The organism is Streptomyces sp. NPDC020780, from assembly GCF_044334475.1.
In the GTDB taxonomy this organism is placed as follows: Bacteria; Actinomycetota; Actinomycetes; order Streptomycetales; family Streptomycetaceae; genus Streptomyces.
On record NZ_JBIRTB010000005.1, the window covers coordinates 410,859 to 427,418 of the forward strand.

Sequence of the window (16,560 nt, forward strand, 5' to 3'; positions counted from 1 at the left end):
ACCGGTTGCCGGAGCGGGCGTACGGCACGCAGCGGACGATCGGGACACCTGACGTGGGACTCGCGGCTCATCTGGCGTGGGATTCGGCGGCTCACCTGCCCCGGTCCGTAGCGTCCGTCACCCTCTTCACCTTGTAGTAGGTGGCTACGCAGGAGGCCGGCCACGGCCGCTTACCGAAGGGCTCCGTCATCCTGCTGATGACAAGCCGCTTGTAGGGCAGCACCGTCGCACCCTCGGCGGCCTGTTCACGCAGGAGGTGGTCCTGGCTGTCCCAGGCTCCGGCGCGCACGCGCATGTCCGACTCCAGGGCCCAGAGGGACACCACCAGCGCGGACATGACGTACACGCACACGAGTACGGCGCCCACCCTGACCGGTCTCGCGGAGCGGTGGTGCCGACGCACCGCCAGATTTCCCAGCAGGCCGCCCACGCCGGCGAGCAGAAGGAGGAGCAGAAAGATGTAGTCGTTCCACAACCTGTTCGCGGTGGCGACCGAAGAACCGAACGCGGGATAAGTGATCACCGTGCAGACGTATCCGGAGAGGAGCAGCGCCACCGCACCGGCCCCGAGCAGCCGGGGTGCCGTACGGCCGGGCCGGGGGACGCCGCCGTCCGTTCGTCGCACGACCACACCGATCAGTACGCCCACGGCGATCACCGCGAGGTACTGCCAGGTCGTCGCCACGGTGTGGATGATCTGTCCGTATCCCCGCAGTGAGGCAGAGAGCGATTCGGGGGCGACCATGGAGTCCGCGTGGTGACGTGCGCGTCGGTTCCGCGAGCCGGGCGAGGTGAGCAGCACAGCGGTGCCGAGCAGGATCCCCGCCCCGGCGGAAGCCGTCCAGGCGCGCACGAATGTGAACGGTCCGGTGGGGAAGACCTGGCGGGTCAACAGCAGGGCCGGTGCGAGAAGACTGAGGGCGACCACCGAGGTCTCCTCCGACAGGGTGCCGATGATCGCTCCGATGACGACTGCGGACACGCAGGCGCCGGTCCTGCCGCGCCGTGAGGTCGCCAGCAGGGCGGGAATCGTGGCGGCGAGTGCGAGTACCGGCGGGAGGGTGTGAGAAACCGAAGAGGCCGGCCAGAAGAAGGTCTTGTACGTGTTGGTGGAGGCGAGGCAGAAGACGGCGAGAACGGTCGCGGCGGAGAAGGGCGCGACCCCCCGGGGCAGCCGCCATCCGGCGCACCGCGACAACGCCGCCACCCACATCCACAGGAGGCCCAGCATCGCGGCGGCGCTGAGTCCGGCGTACCACTGATGGCCTGCCACTCCGAACGAGGCGTAGGAGGCGACGAGTACGCCGTTGGCGATTCGGCCGTTGTCCATGAAGTAGAACCGGTCGACCAGTGCCATGAAGCCTTCGTCACGCACGACGGGCAGGAAGCACCATTCGTCACCGCTCGGGCGAACCCAGCGGGCGCACCACGAGGCTCCGCCGAGAAGCGCCAGCGGGATGAGCGGGAGCAGGGCGGCGAAGCCGGGGAAGGCGGCGTGCGGGCGCCCCGCGCTCCTGTGCGGGCCCGTATCCCGATCAGCCTGGTCGACGGCCTCGGCACCGGCCGGCGGCGGGGGTTCGACTGCCTGCGTGGACTGAACGACCGCAGCCGGGGGCGAGCTCGGCCCGTCGCATTTCGTCAGGAGCATGCGGAGCCGGACTCGCGGTGACGGCCGGCCGAGGGCCGGTACCGGTGACCCCGCGGGCGAGGAGACAGGAGACCGGCGTGACGGGGAGACCCGCGACAGGAGCGGCGACAATGTATATCCGTTTCGACTCGGGTGACGGCTACGTGGAGCAGGGGCGGGAAGCGGCCCGGAGGCGCACGCCGCGCCCTTTCCGTCAGCGTTCCGGCGGACGCTCACCTGGCCGTACCGCGGTCGTGGACACCGCCCCCGGGTCCGGGGGCACCGCCCCTGGAGCGCGGTGAGCACCACCTGCACCGGCATGGCCCACCCGTCGCCATGAGCGGGCATCCACATCCATGAGGGACGTCCCAGGCGTATTCGACCCGCAATCGCCGGATGAGGCACGCAATCGCGCCTCTACGCGCCTGCGGATGACCCGTACGGCCTCGCCCGAGGGGATCCGGACCGGCGTGGGTGCCCCGGCGAAGGACCCGGAACCGGCCACCTCGCCCGTGGTCCTCCGCGACCCGCGCGTGCGGCGCACAGGGGAGACAGAAACGGGCGGAACGGCTCCGCAGGAGCGTTCCGCCCGTCAGGCCCCGCGCCGTACCGGCGGAGGCGTCCCGTGGGTCACACAGGCGCGGGTCTCACCGGGGGGCGGCCGAACCCTGGCCTCCCTGCCACTGCAGTTGGGCCGTCAGAAGGTGGGCGTCGAGCTGGGAGACGTCTGCGGTGCGGTCGGCCCGTGCGTATCCGGCCAGCATGCGCTTGGTCAGGACGAGCGCCTCGGGTGAGCGCCGGAGGAGCGGCCTGGTCCAGGCCTCGACCGCCTTGTCCAGCTGGTCGAGCGGCGCGGTCCGGTGGAGGATGCCCAGCCTGTGGGCGGTGTTCGCGTCGAACACCTGACATGTCAGCATGAGTTCGCGGATCCGGGCGGCTCCGGCCTCGGCGACCAGGCGCCCCATCGCACCTCCCCAGGCAGGCGGGAGTCCGAGGCCGACCTCCGGCATGCGGAAGCGGCTGGTGTCCGCGCCGGCGCGCAGGTCGCAGAACGAGGCGAGCGCCAGCCCTGCACCGATCACCCGGCCGTGCAGCCGGGCGATCGTGACCGCGTGGGTGTTCTCCAGCGCCTGGCACAGACGGTGCGCCTTGTCGACGATCCGCCGCAGGGCGGCTCCGGTCGGGTCGGCGAGGAGCGCGGCCTGGTACTCGTCGCGGTCGGCACCCAGGCAGAAGTCCGGGCCCAGGGACGAGAGGACCAGGATCCGGACGTCCGGCCGGTCGTGGAGGTCGTCGAGGAGGAGGACGAGGTCGTCGAGGACCGCGACGCTCAGGGTGTCGTCCTGCTCATGGGGATTGAGCCGGACATGGAGTACGGGACCGTCCTGCTCGACGTGTATCGCCTTGCGGGACGGTCGGGCGAGGGCGGGGGCTGTTTCGGTCATGCGAGGGCGACATCCAGGTTCAGCGGGCGCCGGAACGCCACCCGGGGCGCCATCGACGGGCGACGCACAAGAGTGAGGCGGGGAAGGCGCCGAATGAGTTGACGGAGAAGGATCTGGGCCTCCAGCCGGGCCAGAGGCGCGCCGAGGCAGTAGTGGATACCTCCGCTGAAGGCCAGGTGGGCGGCCTTGCGCAAGGGGTCGAAGCGATCGGGATCACTGTGCTTGGCGGGGTCCCGGTGCGCCGCACCCACCATGAGGTGGACCATTTCGTCCCGGCGGATCTGCATGCCGCCGAGTACGCAGTCCTCGGCGGCGACCCTGCTGATCACGTGGGTGGGCGGGTCGTAACGCAGAGTCTCCTCCACGAACGCGGGCACCAGGTCGGGGTTGTCGGCGACCTGGTGCCAGCGCTCGGGACTCTCGACCAGCAGGAGTGTCATGGTCGTCAGGAGCGTCGCGGTCGTTTCCAGGGCGGCCAGCAGAACGAACAGGACCAGGTAGTAGACCTGCTCGTCGGCCTTGTCGCGGTCGGGTTCGATCGCGTCCCACGTCTCTATCCACCGGGAGACCGGGTCGTCGCCGGGGTGTGAGCGCCGCCGGCTCACCAGTTCGGTGAAGTAGGAACGAAGTTCGGCCGTGGCGGCGTCGGACGCGGCCAGCTGGCTCGCCGAGGGCAGCAGTTCCTGTGTGAACACCTGATCATGGGTCAGCTGGCGCAACCTCGGCCAGTCGGCGGACGGCAGGCCGAGCCAGTCACCGATGGTGGCGACCGGCAGTTTCTCGCCCACCAGCTCCGAGAAGTCCGCCTCGCCGTCACGGAGCCGCTCCGCCAAGGAGTCGAGAAGCTGATCCGTCGTCCGGGTCACCGTCCGGCCGATCTGATCCACCGTGGCCCGGTCGAACGTGCCAGCGGCCCGGCGGACCCTTGTGTGATCCGGGGGATTGAGCGCGGCCAGCGTGTTGCTCATCTCGCGCGAGGAGGCGGCGTTCCAGCGTGTGCCCGAACCCTGCCGCTCGCGCCAGCGTTTGCCGGGCTCAAGCCAGTCACGGCTGCGCAGTATCTGATCACATACGGCGAAGCTCGTGACGACCGATCCGCCCCAGGGTGCGGGAATGACCTCACCCCTCGACAGCAGCTCCGCGTAGATCGGGAACGGGTCTGCCTGCCCCTTGACCGTCCGCAGCCGCGAGAAGAGAGAGGCGGACGCCCTGCGGTCGGAGGACGGCGTCGTGACAACCACCATGATGGCGGCTCCTTTCTGAGCATGAGCCGCCATACATACCCGCGTGATCGTTCGAGCATCCAATAACCGTGCGAGTTCGGGAGGTTACTTAAATCACTCCCGCCCCATCTACTCCCCCCGCGTCCACGCCAGGAAGCGGCTGAACAGGCCTCCCTTGTGCTGCGACGAGGCTGCGGACCCCGGCCGGGAGCCGGCGTGCTGTCCGGTGGATGACGTCTGCGCGACCGACTGCGTCGTCTGCGTACGGGCAGGCGGAGCGGCGACCGGGATGTTCTGCGGGGTGAAGCGGATCGGCAGGGTCACCAACGACCGGCTCCACGGGCTCGGCGCCCAGGTGAGCGTCTTGAACGGGACGCGCAGCTCGACGTCGGGCAGCCGGTTGAGGAGCGTCTCCACGGCGGTCACCGCGATCATGAACGCCGGGTCCTTGGCGGGGCATGCGTGGGGGCCGGCGCCGAACGCCAGGTGCGCCTTGGCACTGAGCTGTTCGCGGTGCGTGGTCAGCTTCGGGTCGGTGTTGGCGGCGGCGAAGGAGATCAGGACCGGGTCGTTGGCCCGCAGCGTCCTGCCCCCCAGCTCGACGTCATGGGTCGGGTAGTGGGCCGCGTAGTTGGCGATCGGCGCGTAGTTCCACAGGGTCTGGGCGACCGCGTCCTCGACCGGCAGACCGCTCTGCCACTCCTCGCCGAGGTACAGCGCGCCACTGGTGCCGATGGTGGCGCTCAGCGGTGCGGTGCCGCCGGAGAGGAGGGTCACGAGCTGGTGCAGCACCTCTTCGTCACTCAGCCGGGCGGGGTGCAGCATCAGACGCGTCGTCAGGTCGCTGTCAGGACGGCGCCTCTTGAGCGCGATCAGCTCGGTGAGAGCACCTCCCAGCACCTCGTCGGCCCCGGGGGTGCCCTCGAAGATGCCGCTGATCCCGGCGATCACGCGGTCGCCGATCTCGGGCGGGCAGCCGAAGAGGTCGCTGAACACCAGCAGCGGAAGGGGCTGTGCGTACTCGGACATGAGTTCCGCCTGGCCGCGGGGCTCGGAACCGAAGCGGCTGATCAGGTAGTCGGCCGACTGCTGGGTCTGCCGGACGAGCTTGAGCTCGTCGATCGTGGCGAGACTGTCGGTGACCGCCTGGCGCAGCCGGGCATGTGCCGCGCCGTCGCTGAACAGCGCGTTGGGACGGTAGCTCAGCATCGGCAGCGCCGGGCTGTCCGCGGGCACGCGGCCTTCGTTCAGTGCGTTCCACCGACGGGAGTCGCGGACGAAGGACGCCGGGTTCTGCAGGACGTACAGAGCGGCGTCGTAACTGGTGACCAGCTCCGCCTGGACGTCCGGAGCGATGTCGACGGGCGCACTCAGGCCGAACGAACGCAGGTGCGCGTAGTGGCCGTCGGGGTCGGCCCCGAACGAGGGGCCGTACAGCTGGACGTTACCGTGCGCCGGGCAGCCGGGCGGCGGTATCTCCTGGGGGTCATGCGGCTGTTGCATCACGGCGCTCCTAGCCGAGTAGGGACATGAGGTGTTTCACGAGGGTGATGAGTGCGTGCGCCGAGGACTGCTCGTCCCGTACGTCGCACTTCACGACAGGGGTCTCCGCGGCGAGGTTCAGCGCGTCGCGCACTTCGTCGAGCGGGTAGTCGGTGTTGCCCTCGAAGTGATTGACCCCGATGGCGTACGTCAGGCCGAAGCGCTCGACGAGGTCCAGGACGGGGAAGGACTCGTGCAGCCGCTCCGGGTCGACGAGCACCAGCGCACCCAGTGCGCCCCGGGACAGTTCCTCCCACATCTCCTTGAAACGCTCCTGGCCGGGCGTCCCGAAGAGATAGAGGACCAGCGTGTCACTGAGGGTGAGCCGGCCGAAGTCCATGGCCACCGTGGTGGTCGTCTTGTCGGGCGTGCCCGAGAGGTCGTCGAAGCCCACGCTGGCCTCGGTGATCTCCTCCTCGGTCCGCAGCGGCTCGATCTCGGAGAGACTGCCGATGCAGGTGGTCTTCCCGACCCCGAAGTGCCCCACTATGAGGATCTTCACCGCGTGGGAGACATCTGGATCCAGGTACACGCGTTACGCTCCGAATCGATTCTTCAGGCCCTCGAGCACGGCGCTGACCAGCTCTCTGTCGACACGTTCGGCGCGCGGGATCGGCCTCCTCACGAGGATGAGGTCGCTCTCCTCCAGCTGCGCCAGCAGGATGCGCACGATCCCCAGTGGAAGGTGCGTGTGCCCGGCCACCTCGGCCACGGACAGGAATCCGTCGGTGACCAGGTCCATGACCTGGCCCGCTTCCGGGGACAACGTCCGCGCCGCGGTCGACGACGCGTCCTCCGCCGCCGTCACCAGGGTGGTGTGTTCGTACTCGTGGTCCGGCGGCAGGGCACGTCCGTTCGTGATCACGAAGAGAGGGACTAACGGTGTTGTCAACTCCAGCTCGTGGTCGGCCTCGTCAGACATGACCGGCCCCCTCTCCCCGTTTGGACGCGGTCAGTCTCGGCACCACGTCGTGCAGGCGTGTGGTGAACTCCTCGATGTCGCAGTCGTGCTCGGCGGCGGCGGCCAGGAACGCCCCGGGGCCGGCGGCCATCAGGAAGATCCAGCCGTGCTGGTACTCGATGACCGTCTGCCGCCACTCGGCGCCGTCCATCGCGCCCGCGAACTGCGAGGTGACCCGGCTGTAAGCGTGTATGCCGGTCATGGCCGCGGATATGGTGTCCGCGAGGTCCCGGCTCATCCCGGTGGTCGCCCCGCGGGGCAGACCGTCGGCGCCCAGCAGTATGGCGTGGCGGGCGCCCCGCACCTCGGCCATCACCCGGTCGAGTTCGGCCAGCGTGAAGCCCGAGTCACCGGAGCTCACCCTCCGGGTCCCGGCGGTGCTCCGGGTACCGGCGGCCTCGTCCGCGTTCACTCTCGGCGGCGAGGTGAGGTTGTTGCCCAGCCGGGCGACGAGGCGGTGCATGCGGAAGGAAATCTGCTGCATGTCCACGTCGGGCGCCGCGGCCGCGGCCAGATAGGCGCCCTGACCCGCTCCGATCAGAAAGCTCCACCCGTGGGAGAACTCGATGATCGTCTGATTCCACTGCCGGTCCTCCTCCGGCCCCGCGAAGTGGGCCGTGGCCCGGCTGAGCGACTGCATCCCGGCCATGGCGGCGGAGATGGTACGCACATCCTTCTCGGCCATGCCCTCCGTGGCCCCGCGAGGAAGGCCGTCCGCGGACAGCAGGACGGCGTGCCGTGCCCGGGGCACGTTGTGCACGATGTCCTGGAGCATCCACGACAGGTCTGCGGTCATGCGTCTTCGGACCCTTCGAGCGACGTGGCATCAAGGTTGCGGCCGGACAGCGTGCCGCGCTGGAAAGCCCCGAGGCTGCGTCCGGAGGCCCGGCCGGTCTCCTCGGGAGCCCGCGACACCGGCCGGACGGCCTCGGGGTCCGGCACGCTCGCGATGGGCGCCTGGCGCGCTCCGCGCTTGGGCAGGCCGTGCATGGTCCGCGTCGTTCCGCTCGACGGACGTCCCTCGGCGCGCAGGATGTTGCTGACCGGGGCCTCCTGGGCCGGCGGCGTCTCCTCCATGGTCCACAGCTCCTCGGGCAGCAGGACGACGGCCCTGACGCCGCCGTACCGGGAGACTCCGGTGACGTCCACCCTGAAACCGTACTGACGCGCGATCAGGCCGATGACGGGGAATCCGAACTTCGGCTGGTTGCCGAGCTGCGACAGGCGGGGGACGACGTCGCCGGAGAGCAGCGCGGTCGCCCGCTGCCGGTCCTCGTCGTTCATGCTGACACCGGCGTCGTCGATGACGATGCACAGGTTGTTCTGGATGCGCTGGAACGTCACCTCGATCGGTGCGTCGTGCTGGGAGAAGCTGGCAGCGTTGTCAAGCAGCTCCGCGACGGCGAGGGCGACGGGCGCGACGGCGGACGCCTTCAGCGCCAGACCGGCCTGCTGCATGATGGCGACCCGGTGGAAGTTACGGATCTGCCCCTGGGCACTGCGTACCACGTCGTACACGCTGGCCGGCCTGTTGCGGCGGCCGAGCGGTGCGCCGCACATGACGGCGATGCCCTGCGCCTTGCGCGCCATCTGGGCGTTGGCGTGGTTCACTTCGAGCAGGTCGCTGAGGACCGCGTGACCGCCGTACTTCCGCTGTACGCCGTCCAGGAGCATCGTCTGCTCCGCGGCGAGACTCTGCAGGAAGCTGGCCGCGCCCTTGAGCACCGCCTTGGTGTTCTCCTCCGCGGCCTCCTTGGCTGCCCGAAGGGTGCCCTCCTGCTCCGCCTTGAACTGCTGGAGTTCGGCGCGGGTGAGGTGGAGTTGACTGTCAGCGGCGTGCAGTTGGCGCCTGAGCTCCGCCTCGGACTGCTGCTTCTTGGCCCCCAGGGCTCTGTTGCGGGCGGCGAGTGCCACGACCGCGACGACGGCTATCGCCGCCACCGCAACCAGGCACCACACAAGTGCGTCTCGAATCATGGAAACCTTTCCCGGCGCATGGCATGCGGACGGCGACGGATACATCTCGCGAGGAGCCGCGCAACAGCCGCTCGGCACTGCTCAGCCGCTGTGACGTGGTGAGCAGGCCGCCGATCGCAAATCAGCATCTGAGTCAAGTGGATCAAGATCACAGATGCCGGGATGCTATCACCGGAGCTGCGCCCGGAAAGACGCCCGCCATGACCACCTATGTGGGCAACCCGCCCTGTTCGCGGAGTTGTTGACAAGCGTTCATCAGCCTCTTCGGCGATCGTTCTCCGGGTATCCCGCTGAGGGGCCGTCAATTGTTCACAGTTCTTCACAAGAGGACTGACAATCTCTCACATCGACTTGAGCGACCTGCGACCGGTGTCCTGGGCGGGCCGCCGCAGCCTGATGACGCCCCGCGGCGGGCCGGCCGGCCGCGGCAGGCGGGGCACCCGAGCAGCCGCTCGCGGTACGTCACGCCGCCAGGCCGCCCGGCCGAGCAACGCGGGCTCAGCCTCCCGCCGCGAGGACCAGCGGGAGGACCTCCCCGCTGCCCGCCCGGCGGAGCAGACGGGCCGCGATCGCGAGGGTCCAGCCAGACTCGGTGAAGTCGTCCACGAGCAGGACGGGGCCGGGAGATCCGGACAGGGCGCCGGCCAGTTCCTCCGGTACGGCGAAGGCGCCGGAGAGGGCCTTGACGCGCTGGGCGGAATTGCTGCGGCGCGCCGCGCGCACACCGTCCGGCCCGGTGTACGCCAGGGTGCCGAGGAAGGGGAGGCGGCCGACGGCGGCGATCCCCTGGGCGAGGGAACCGACCAGCCGGGGGCGGGCCAGGGACGGTACCGCGACCACTCCCACCGGCCGTGCGGAGACGTCCGGGACGTCCGCTGCCCAGCCTCCCGGGGACCGCGCCCAGTCGGCGAGCACGGACACCGCGGCCCGCAGGACGTCGTCCGGGACCGGCCCGTCGGGCGTGGTCTCGGCCAGCAGCGGCCGCAGCCGGTTGCCCCAGCCGATGTCGGAGAGCCGCCCCAGCGCCCGCCCGGCGGAACACTGCTCCTTGGCGGGGATACGCCCCTTGAGGTCGATGCCCAGGGCGGGCATACCCGTCGGCCACATCCGGCGCGGTTCGACCTCGACCCCGGGGCGGTCCAGTTCCTTCGTCGCCCCCGTCACCACCTCCGCCGACACCGTGGCATCGGCCCAGGGGCCCGCGCAGTTGTCGCAGCGGCCGCACGGAGCCGCGTCCTCGTCGTCCAGCTGCCGGCGCAGAAACTCCATCCGGCACCCGGGCGTGCTCGCGTAGTCGCGCATGGCCTGCTGCTCGGCCGCCCGCTGCTCGGCCACCCAGGCGTACCGCTCGGCGTCGTAGACCCACTCGGCTCCCGTGGCCGTCCAGCCGCCCTTGACCCGCCTGACCGCGCCGTCGACGTCCAGCACCTTCAGCATCGATTCCAGCCGGCTGCGCCGGAGATCGACGGCGGCCTCCAGGGCGGGCACCGAGAGCGGCCGTCCCGCGTCGGTGAGCGCCGCGAGGGTCTGGCGGACCTGGGCCTCGGGCGGGAAGGCCGTATCGGCGAAGTAGCGCCAGATGGCCTCGTCCTCCTTGCCCGGCAGCAGCAGCACGTCGGCGTGCTCGACCCCGCGGCCGGCGCGGCCGACCTGCTGGTAGTAGGCGATCGGCGAGGACGGCGAGCCCAGGTGGACCACGAAGCCCAGGTCCGGCTTGTCGAAACCCATGCCCAGCGCCGACGTGGCGACGAGCGCCTTGACCCGGTTCTCCTGGAGGTCGGTCTCGGCCTGCAGCCGGTCGGCGTTCTCCGTCTTGCCGGTGTAGGAGGACACGTCGAAGCCGCGGCCGCGGAGGAAGGCGGTGGCCTCCTCGGCGGCGGCCACCGTCAGCGTGTAGATGATGCCCGACCCCTGCAGCTCACCCAGGTGCTCGGCGAGCCAGCCCAGCCGGTGCGCGGCGTCCGGGAGCCGGACCACGCCCAGGCGCAGGCTCTCCCGATCCAGCGGGCCGCGCAGCACCAGTGCCTGCCCGGCACCGGTACCGAGCTGCTCGGCCACGTCGGCGGTGACCCGGGCGTTCGCGGTCGCGGTCGTCGCCAGTACCGGCACACCGGCGGGTAGCTCGGCCAGCATCGCCCGCAACCGCCGGTAGTCCGGCCGGAAGTCGTGCCCCCAGTCGGAGATGCAGTGTGCCTCGTCGACCACCAGCAGGCCGGTCGTGGCTGCGAGCCTCGGCAGCACCTGGTCGCGGAAGTCGACGGAGTTCAGGCGCTCCGGGCTGACGAGGAGGACGTCGGTCTCCCCCTGTTCGACCTCCTGGTAGATGGTGTCCCATTCCTCCGGGTTGGCGGAGTTGATGGTGCGTGCCTGGATACCCGCCCGTGCCGCCGAACCGACCTGGTTGCGCATCAGCGCCAGCAGGGGCGAGATGATTACCGTGGGGCCTGAGCCACGGCGGCGCAGCAGGGCGGTGGCCACGAAGTACACCGCCGACTTGCCCCAGCCGGTGCGCTGCACCACCAGAGCGCGCCGCCCCTCCCGCACCAGGGCCTCGACCGCCTGCCACTGGTCCTCCCGCAGGCGTGCGGAGCCCTCCGGGGCGCCGACGAGTTCGGCGAGGATGGCATCGGCTTCGGCGCGCAGCTGCAGGGTGTCCATGCCCCTATGCAACCCGATGGCCAGGGCGATCGGCCACTTCACCCCGCGTGACCGGCGGCTCATCTCGTTCCCGGCTTCGCACCGGCGGCTCCGGGGACGCTTCGTACCGACGCGCAGCGGGCATGGATATACGTACCATTCCGCCTGATACCCGTCAGCCACGCCAATTGCTCGTTGCCGCCCGCCGGTGCGGCAGGAAGAATCGGAAACGCTCCCCGCACGGTCTTTTAGCGGGCCCGGAAGGGCTGTGCCGCGGCGCGCCCTCACCCGACCCTGCCCGCACCGTGGGCGCGTAGCGAAGGGAGGACCGTGACCTTCGAACTCGCTCCGTCCGCAGCCACTTCACTGTCGGCGTCCTCGGCATCCGCCGGCTCCGTCAACCAGCTCGCCCGTACCCTCGAACCGGCCGAGTGGGCGGCGGCCGGCATACCCCTGCTGCGCAGTCCGCGTGAGGTGGTCAGCGGCCTGCACGCCCGGCACCGGCCGGCACCGGCCACCGCGGTCGTCGCCGTCCTCGATCACGAGGAACGGCTCACCGCCAGCGCCTCGTTCCCCCGGCGGCCCAACGCGGCCGCGGACGGCTGGGAGTTCCGCAACGCGCTGCTGGCCCATCTGCGCCGGGTGATCCCGCACGACCTGCGCCGCCGCACACCCGTGCGCACCGCGATCCTGCTCTACTGCCGCGAGGGTGACGAGCGGTGGACGGAGGAGGACGGAGCGTGGATGTGGGGGCTGCGGGACGCCTGCACGCTGCACGGCCTGCGCTGCGGCGCTTACATCACGCTGACGCGTGGGGGCTGGCAGGTCCTCGGCGAGGGCCGGGGCGGCCGCCGGCCGAGTGCGCTGTCCCGGCCGAGGGAGCTCACCGACGTCTGCGGGGAGCACGATCCGGGCCCGCTGCGCTCCGGCGGCGGCGCCGCGGACGCGCTGCGGCGGACGGCCGCCCGGTAAGACGCCAACGGGTCCCGGGCGCCCTCCGCGGACAGCCGGGACCCGCCTGGGGCAGCCTCAGACGCCTGCACCGAGCAGGGAGTTGACCTTCTGCGGGTCCCCGCACACGATCAGCAGCGCGCCGGCGTGCTTCCGGGCGACGGTGAGCGCGCGCCGGGTGCTTTCGTCGGTGCCTCCGTTGACCGCGACGACCACCACGGAACGGGACGCGCACCGGTCGGCGTCGGCCGCGCCGGCGAAGAAGACGTCGTCACCGGACTCGTGCTGGGCCCAGTAGGCGGCGTCCCCGAAGGAGAGTTCGTGCGCGGCCCAGGGGTGCTGCTCACCGGTGGTGAGCACGAGGATCTCCCCGGGTGCCCGGCCGGAGTCGAGCAGCAGGTCGACGGCCTCGTCGGCGGCGTCGAGCGCGCCGTCCGCCGGGGCGGGGACGAGCTGGAGCTGCGCGGCGGCGGGCTCCTGCGGCAGCACGCGCCCGGCCGGCCGGGGTGCGGCGGGCGCGGGAGGCGTGGGGTGCGGGCGCTGCGCCGGGGGCGCGGGCCGCGCGGGGCCGGGGCCCGGACGTCCGGGACGCGGCGTGGCCGCGGAACGCGGACCTGGTACGGGGCGAGGGGTAGGCGCGGTACGGCCGGCGGCCGGAGTGACGCGGGGACCCTGGGCGCTCTCGGGAATCTGAGGCTCCTCGGAAAGGGAAGTCATGAGCGGTTTTCTGTCGGGGCGCCGACGCGGCGGCATCGGCTGGTGGGCACACCTGTGCGGTCAGAAGTCGAAGCCGAGCTGGCCCCCGCTTTCAGGAGCGGCCGCCTCGGCGGAGAAACGGGCCTTCTTCAGATGCCGCCACCGGGGCAGCGCGTCGAGGTAGGCCCAGCTGAGGCGGTGGTGGGGGGTGGGACCCCATTCCTCCAGCGCGGCCCGGTGCACCGGTGAGGGGTAGCCCGCGTTCGCGCCGAAGGCGAACCGCGCGTACTGCGCCGAGTCGGCGCCCAGTGCGGCCATCATCGTGTCCCGGTGGACCTTGGCGATCACCGAGGCGGCCGCGACGGCGATGCAGGACTGGTCGCCCTTGATCACCGTACGGACGTTCCAGGGTGCGCCGAGGTAGTCGTGCTTGCCGTCGAGGATCACCGCGTCCGGCCGTACGGGCAGGGCGTCGAGGGCCCGTACCGCTGCGAGCCGTAGTGCCGCCGTCATGCCGAGGTCGTCGATCTCCAGGGGGGAGGCGTGACCCAGGCCGTAGGCCGTCACCCAGCTCTCGAGCACGGGGGCGAGTTCCGTCCGGCGCCTGGGGCTGATCAGCTTGGAGTCGGTCAGGCCCTCCGGGGGTCTGCGAAGGCCGGTGACAGCCGCGCAGACGGTGACGGGGCCGGCCCACGCTCCGCGTCCGACCTCGTCGACACCTGCGACGGTCCTGGCACCGGAGGTAGCGCGCAGTGAGCGCTCGACGGTGTGCGTGGGTGGTTCGTACGGCATGGCGCCTGCCAGCGTACGCCGATGGTCCCGGCAAGAACACCCCGGGGCCCGGTCGGCTCCCGGCCGCCCCCGGGAAGGGGCGGCGCGGTGACCGGCGGGAGACTCCGTCGCGGTCGGAGCCGGAGAAGCGGCATCGCGATCTCGTCGATCATCCGGGCGGTCTCGGCGTCCGACCGTTCACTTCCGCACACCTTGGTGCGGTACATCATGATCACGGGAATGACGCCGGCCGTCATTCCGCTCGTGGCGTCCGGCCGGACCTCAACTCTTCCGACACCACGGCGGATCACCTCCCGGAGGGTCCTCGGTCGAGGGCTCGATGATGCCGGCCGGGATCACCGCGTGGACGCGTTCGGCCGTGCGGGCATGGCATTCGTGAAGGACCGAGCGCAGCGCGACGCCGGGAGCCGACCACAGGGCGCCGCGCACTCTGCGGCACATTTCGTCGAGGGCGTCCCGGACGCCCCCGCTGTCGGGGCGCCCCGGAGACGCCCTCGCGCTCATCGCAGCACGCCAGTTGACGGTCGCCCTCGACTCCGCCGTCGTCAACACAGCCCTCCCGCACATCCAGGACGCGCTCAGCTTCTCCACGACCGCGCCGGACGGCCGGCTGCGCGCCTCTCCCGCGACCACGCGTGCGGGCCGTCTCCGTCGGGAGGCGGCCCCCACGACGCGGCCGGGGAACCCGCGCCCCCTCGACGCCGGATCAGTACGGGTCGTAGGTGTCCGTCTCCACGTCCCCGTCCCGCCCGCCCTCCCGGCGGTCGAGCGCGTAGCACTCGTTGCCCCGGTCCTGCACGGCGCGCTTCTCCAGGATGTCCCGGGCCCTGGCCTCGCCGAGGCTCGTGGCGTACCACGGGGCGCCGGAGGTGGCGAGGGTGCGCCGGATGTCCTCCAGCGCGCAGGAGCGCAGCGGCTCCGGCAGTGTGTCGAGCGCCGGTACGGCATCGGCCGAGAGCCCCTGGAGATAGCCGATGTCGATCCTCTTGTCACTGCGGTAGCGCTGGACGTTCTGCTCCGCGATCAGTCCGTCGGGCGAGATCAGCCCGAAGGCGAGCACCCCCGCCGCGGCGCTCACGGCGACGGCCCGCGGCAGCATCCTGGCGCCGAACACGCCCGCCAGGAGAATCAGGACGAGTACGGCTCCGAGCCAGAGTTCCACCGCGGCCACGGAGATCCGGAGCCGGGTCAGGCCGAAGGCGTCGACGTACAGGTCCATACGGCGCAGCGCGGAGGCCACGACGACGAGCGTGAGGACGCACAGCACACCGAGCACACCGCGGACCAGGGTGCGGTCGCGCGCCCCGCCGCGCGGGGCCCACCGCAGGGCGAGGGCGATGACCAGCAGGGTCAGCACGGTGGCCCAGAGGAGCTGCCAGAAACCCTGCCGCGCGTACGCGGCGGGGGTCAGCCCGGTCTCCTCCAGCACCTTGTCGTACCCGCCGAGCAGGACGACGAGCTGGAGCGCGATGAAGGCGGCGAACAGCAGATTGAGCACGATGAGCGGGAGCGCCCACTCCATCCTGTTCCGGGCCCGCCCGGGCCGCACGGTGATGCCGTCCCAACGCACCGGGGCCGCCGCGGAGTGGGCGGCCGCGAGCGCGCCGACGAGCCCGAGCACGAAGAGGAGGACGCGCCACGGGCTGCCGCCGACGGAGACGTCGGGGGCGAGTCCCCCCAGCAACTCGGCGAACGCTGCGTCGGCACTGGCGAAGAGCGCGCCGAACACCACGAGCAGGACGACGGCCACCGCCACGCTGCGCACGGCACTGCGTACCCGGCCGCGGGAGTCGTCAGCCCGGTCGCGTACGCCCCGCCAGCCCCAGCGCAGTCCGGCACCGACGGAGGGGAACAGCCCGAGCGAACCGAGCAGCACCCCCGGCCAGCTGCGGCTGCCGTGCAGCGCGAGGGAACCGAGCGCGAGAGCGGACACGACGGCGAGGAACACCGGCCAGCCCGCGTCCCGGATCGCCGGGACCGCCAGGAGCGCCAGCCCGCCGACCGCCCACACCGCGGTCCACGGCCGGAGCCTGCGCCCTGCGGCCTGCGCGGCGAAGAAGGCCGCCAGGGCGGCCGGCAGCGCCACCAGCAGCAGGTTGGGCCCGAGGCCGTCGCCGAGCAACAGGCCGCTCAGCAGCCCCGTGACGAGGACCGACCACAAGGTCGCGGCCCGGATGGCGGGCGGGGGCGGGGGCCGCAGCCCGTCCAGCACGCCGGGCGGCTGCTGCTGCGCACGGCGCTTCCAGGGGTCCGCCGGCGGCGGGGGGCCCTGCAGGTAGGCCGGCTTGTCGGGTACGGCCGGTTCGTCCGGGCCGGAGCCCTGGGACGGTACCTCCGCCGAGGTCTTCGCGAACGCCCGCGGCGCCCGCTCCGGGCCGGTACCCGCCGGAGTCGTGCCGCCGGCACTCGCGGACACGGAGCCGGGCGGGGAGCCCTCGGCGGCCTCGGACACCGGCGATGTCCCGGCCGCGCCGGACTCCTCGGGCGATTGATCGGATACGGACATGGGACCCCTCCCCCACCGGGTCCTCTCGCGACGGCCACATCGGGGCGCGCGGGCCCGGCACTCATAGGCGCGCCCTGCAAGATCAACGAGGGCGGCGTGGCCGAAAGACTAGCGCCGTCCCCGGCCTGCCGGTCGGCCGAGGCCGGGCTGTGGCAGGACCGTGACAGGACGCGGAGGAGGGGGATCGGCCGGGCCCCCCGGCG

Annotated in this window: 13 protein-coding genes; 1 reads left to right on the top strand and 12 read right to left on the bottom strand. The window is 71.6% G+C overall.

Going from position 1 to position 16,560, the window contains the following annotated elements:
• Window positions 1-91 precede the first annotated feature (91 nt).
• The 9 genes from ACH4VO_RS12475 to ACH4VO_RS12515 all read right to left on the bottom strand — a co-directional run bounded on the left by ACH4VO_RS12475 (window position 92) and on the right by ACH4VO_RS12515 (window position 11,433).
• The gene (locus ACH4VO_RS12475; RefSeq protein ID WP_398440935.1) at window positions 92-1,357 is read right to left on the bottom strand and encodes a DUF6056 family protein; all 1,266 of its coding nucleotides are present in this window, start codon (window positions 1,355-1,357) and stop codon (window positions 92-94) included.
• A 917-nt stretch (window positions 1,358-2,274) separates the two neighbouring features.
• Window positions 2,275-3,072 (bottom strand): enoyl-CoA hydratase/isomerase family protein, encoded by a 798-nt coding sequence (locus ACH4VO_RS12480; RefSeq protein ID WP_360988229.1) that lies wholly within the window; start codon window positions 3,070-3,072, stop codon window positions 2,275-2,277.
• Window positions 3,069-4,316, bottom strand: a complete 1,248-nt coding sequence (locus ACH4VO_RS12485; protein WP_360988231.1) for a cytochrome P450 — start codon at window positions 4,314-4,316, stop codon at window positions 3,069-3,071. The genes ACH4VO_RS12480 and ACH4VO_RS12485 overlap by 4 nt, the downstream gene beginning before the upstream one ends.
• Window positions 4,317-4,424: 108 nt before the next feature.
• Complete coding sequence (locus ACH4VO_RS12490) at window positions 4,425-5,798, bottom strand: cytochrome P450 (protein WP_360988233.1); 1,374 nt, start codon at window positions 5,796-5,798, stop codon at window positions 4,425-4,427.
• A 10-nt stretch (window positions 5,799-5,808) separates the two neighbouring features.
• Window positions 5,809-6,369 carry an ATP/GTP-binding protein gene (locus ACH4VO_RS12495; protein WP_360988235.1) on the bottom strand — a complete coding sequence of 187 codons (561 nt, stop codon included), beginning with the start codon at window positions 6,367-6,369 and terminating at the stop codon, window positions 5,809-5,811.
• A 3-nt stretch (window positions 6,370-6,372) separates the two neighbouring features.
• The gene (locus tag ACH4VO_RS12500) at window positions 6,373-6,759 is read right to left on the bottom strand and encodes a DUF742 domain-containing protein (protein ID WP_360988237.1); all 387 of its coding nucleotides are present in this window, start codon (window positions 6,757-6,759) and stop codon (window positions 6,373-6,375) included.
• Window positions 6,752-7,594, bottom strand: coding sequence for a roadblock/LC7 domain-containing protein (locus ACH4VO_RS12505; RefSeq protein WP_360988239.1), 843 nt, complete (start codon window positions 7,592-7,594; stop codon window positions 6,752-6,754). Before ACH4VO_RS12505 ends, ACH4VO_RS12500 begins: the two co-directional genes overlap by 8 nt.
• Window positions 7,591-8,775, bottom strand: coding sequence for an ATP-binding protein (locus ACH4VO_RS12510; RefSeq protein ID WP_360988241.1), 1,185 nt, complete (start codon window positions 8,773-8,775; stop codon window positions 7,591-7,593). The genes ACH4VO_RS12505 and ACH4VO_RS12510 overlap by 4 nt, the downstream gene beginning before the upstream one ends.
• Before the next feature lie 498 nt (window positions 8,776-9,273).
• Complete coding sequence (locus ACH4VO_RS12515) at window positions 9,274-11,433, bottom strand: RecQ family ATP-dependent DNA helicase (protein ID WP_360988243.1); 2,160 nt, start codon at window positions 11,431-11,433, stop codon at window positions 9,274-9,276.
• Window positions 11,434-11,742: 309 nt separating this feature from the next.
• Between ACH4VO_RS12515 and ACH4VO_RS12520 the strand changes: the two genes are divergently transcribed.
• Window positions 11,743-12,384, top strand: a complete 642-nt coding sequence (locus ACH4VO_RS12520) for a hypothetical protein (protein WP_360988245.1) — start codon at window positions 11,743-11,745, stop codon at window positions 12,382-12,384.
• A gap of 57 nt (window positions 12,385-12,441) precedes the next feature.
• Here ACH4VO_RS12520 and ACH4VO_RS12525 read toward each other — a convergent pair whose 3' ends face one another.
• The 3 genes from ACH4VO_RS12525 to ACH4VO_RS12535 form a co-directional block, all read right to left on the bottom strand.
• On the bottom strand, window positions 12,442-13,080 hold the full coding sequence (locus tag ACH4VO_RS12525) for a hypothetical protein (protein ID WP_360988246.1): 639 nt from the start codon (window positions 13,078-13,080) through the stop codon (window positions 12,442-12,444).
• Between the two features lie 60 nt (window positions 13,081-13,140).
• Window positions 13,141-13,851: a ribonuclease HII gene (locus ACH4VO_RS12530; protein WP_360988248.1), complete on the bottom strand. Its 711-nt coding sequence runs from the start codon at window positions 13,849-13,851 to the stop codon at window positions 13,141-13,143.
• Between the two features lie 706 nt (window positions 13,852-14,557).
• Window positions 14,558-16,357: a DUF4153 domain-containing protein gene (locus ACH4VO_RS12535; RefSeq protein ID WP_360988250.1), complete on the bottom strand. Its 1,800-nt coding sequence runs from the start codon at window positions 16,355-16,357 to the stop codon at window positions 14,558-14,560.
• Window positions 16,358-16,560: the final 203 nt, after the last annotated feature.

What these genes read in the sequence shown, in the direction of transcription:
- ACH4VO_RS12505 (WP_360988239.1), bottom strand. Translation starts at nt 7,594, where the DNA reads ATGACCGCAGACCTGTCGTGGATGCTCCAGGACATCGTGCACAACGTG.
- ACH4VO_RS12515 (WP_360988243.1), bottom strand. Translation starts at nt 11,433, where the DNA reads ATGGACACCCTGCAGCTGCGCGCCGAAGCCGATGCCATCCTCGCCGAA.
- ACH4VO_RS12475 (WP_398440935.1), bottom strand. Translation starts at nt 1,357, where the DNA reads ATGGCACTGGTCGACCGGTTCTACTTCATGGACAACGGCCGAATCGCC.
- ACH4VO_RS12490 (WP_360988233.1), bottom strand. Translation starts at nt 5,798, where the DNA reads ATGCAACAGCCGCATGACCCCCAGGAGATACCGCCGCCCGGCTGCCCG.
- ACH4VO_RS12500 (WP_360988237.1), bottom strand. Translation starts at nt 6,759, where the DNA reads ATGTCTGACGAGGCCGACCACGAGCTGGAGTTGACAACACCGTTAGTC.
- ACH4VO_RS12480 (WP_360988229.1), bottom strand. Translation starts at nt 3,072, where the DNA reads ATGACCGAAACAGCCCCCGCCCTCGCCCGACCGTCCCGCAAGGCGATA.
- ACH4VO_RS12510 (WP_360988241.1), bottom strand. Translation starts at nt 8,775, where the DNA reads ATGATTCGAGACGCACTTGTGTGGTGCCTGGTTGCGGTGGCGGCGATA.
- ACH4VO_RS12535 (WP_360988250.1), bottom strand. Translation starts at nt 16,357, where the DNA reads ATGTCCGTATCCGATCAATCGCCCGAGGAGTCCGGCGCGGCCGGGACA.
- ACH4VO_RS12530 (WP_360988248.1), bottom strand. Translation starts at nt 13,851, where the DNA reads ATGCCGTACGAACCACCCACGCACACCGTCGAGCGCTCACTGCGCGCT.
- ACH4VO_RS12485 (WP_360988231.1), bottom strand. Translation starts at nt 4,316, where the DNA reads ATGGTGGTTGTCACGACGCCGTCCTCCGACCGCAGGGCGTCCGCCTCT.
- ACH4VO_RS12525 (WP_360988246.1), bottom strand. Translation starts at nt 13,080, where the DNA reads ATGACTTCCCTTTCCGAGGAGCCTCAGATTCCCGAGAGCGCCCAGGGT.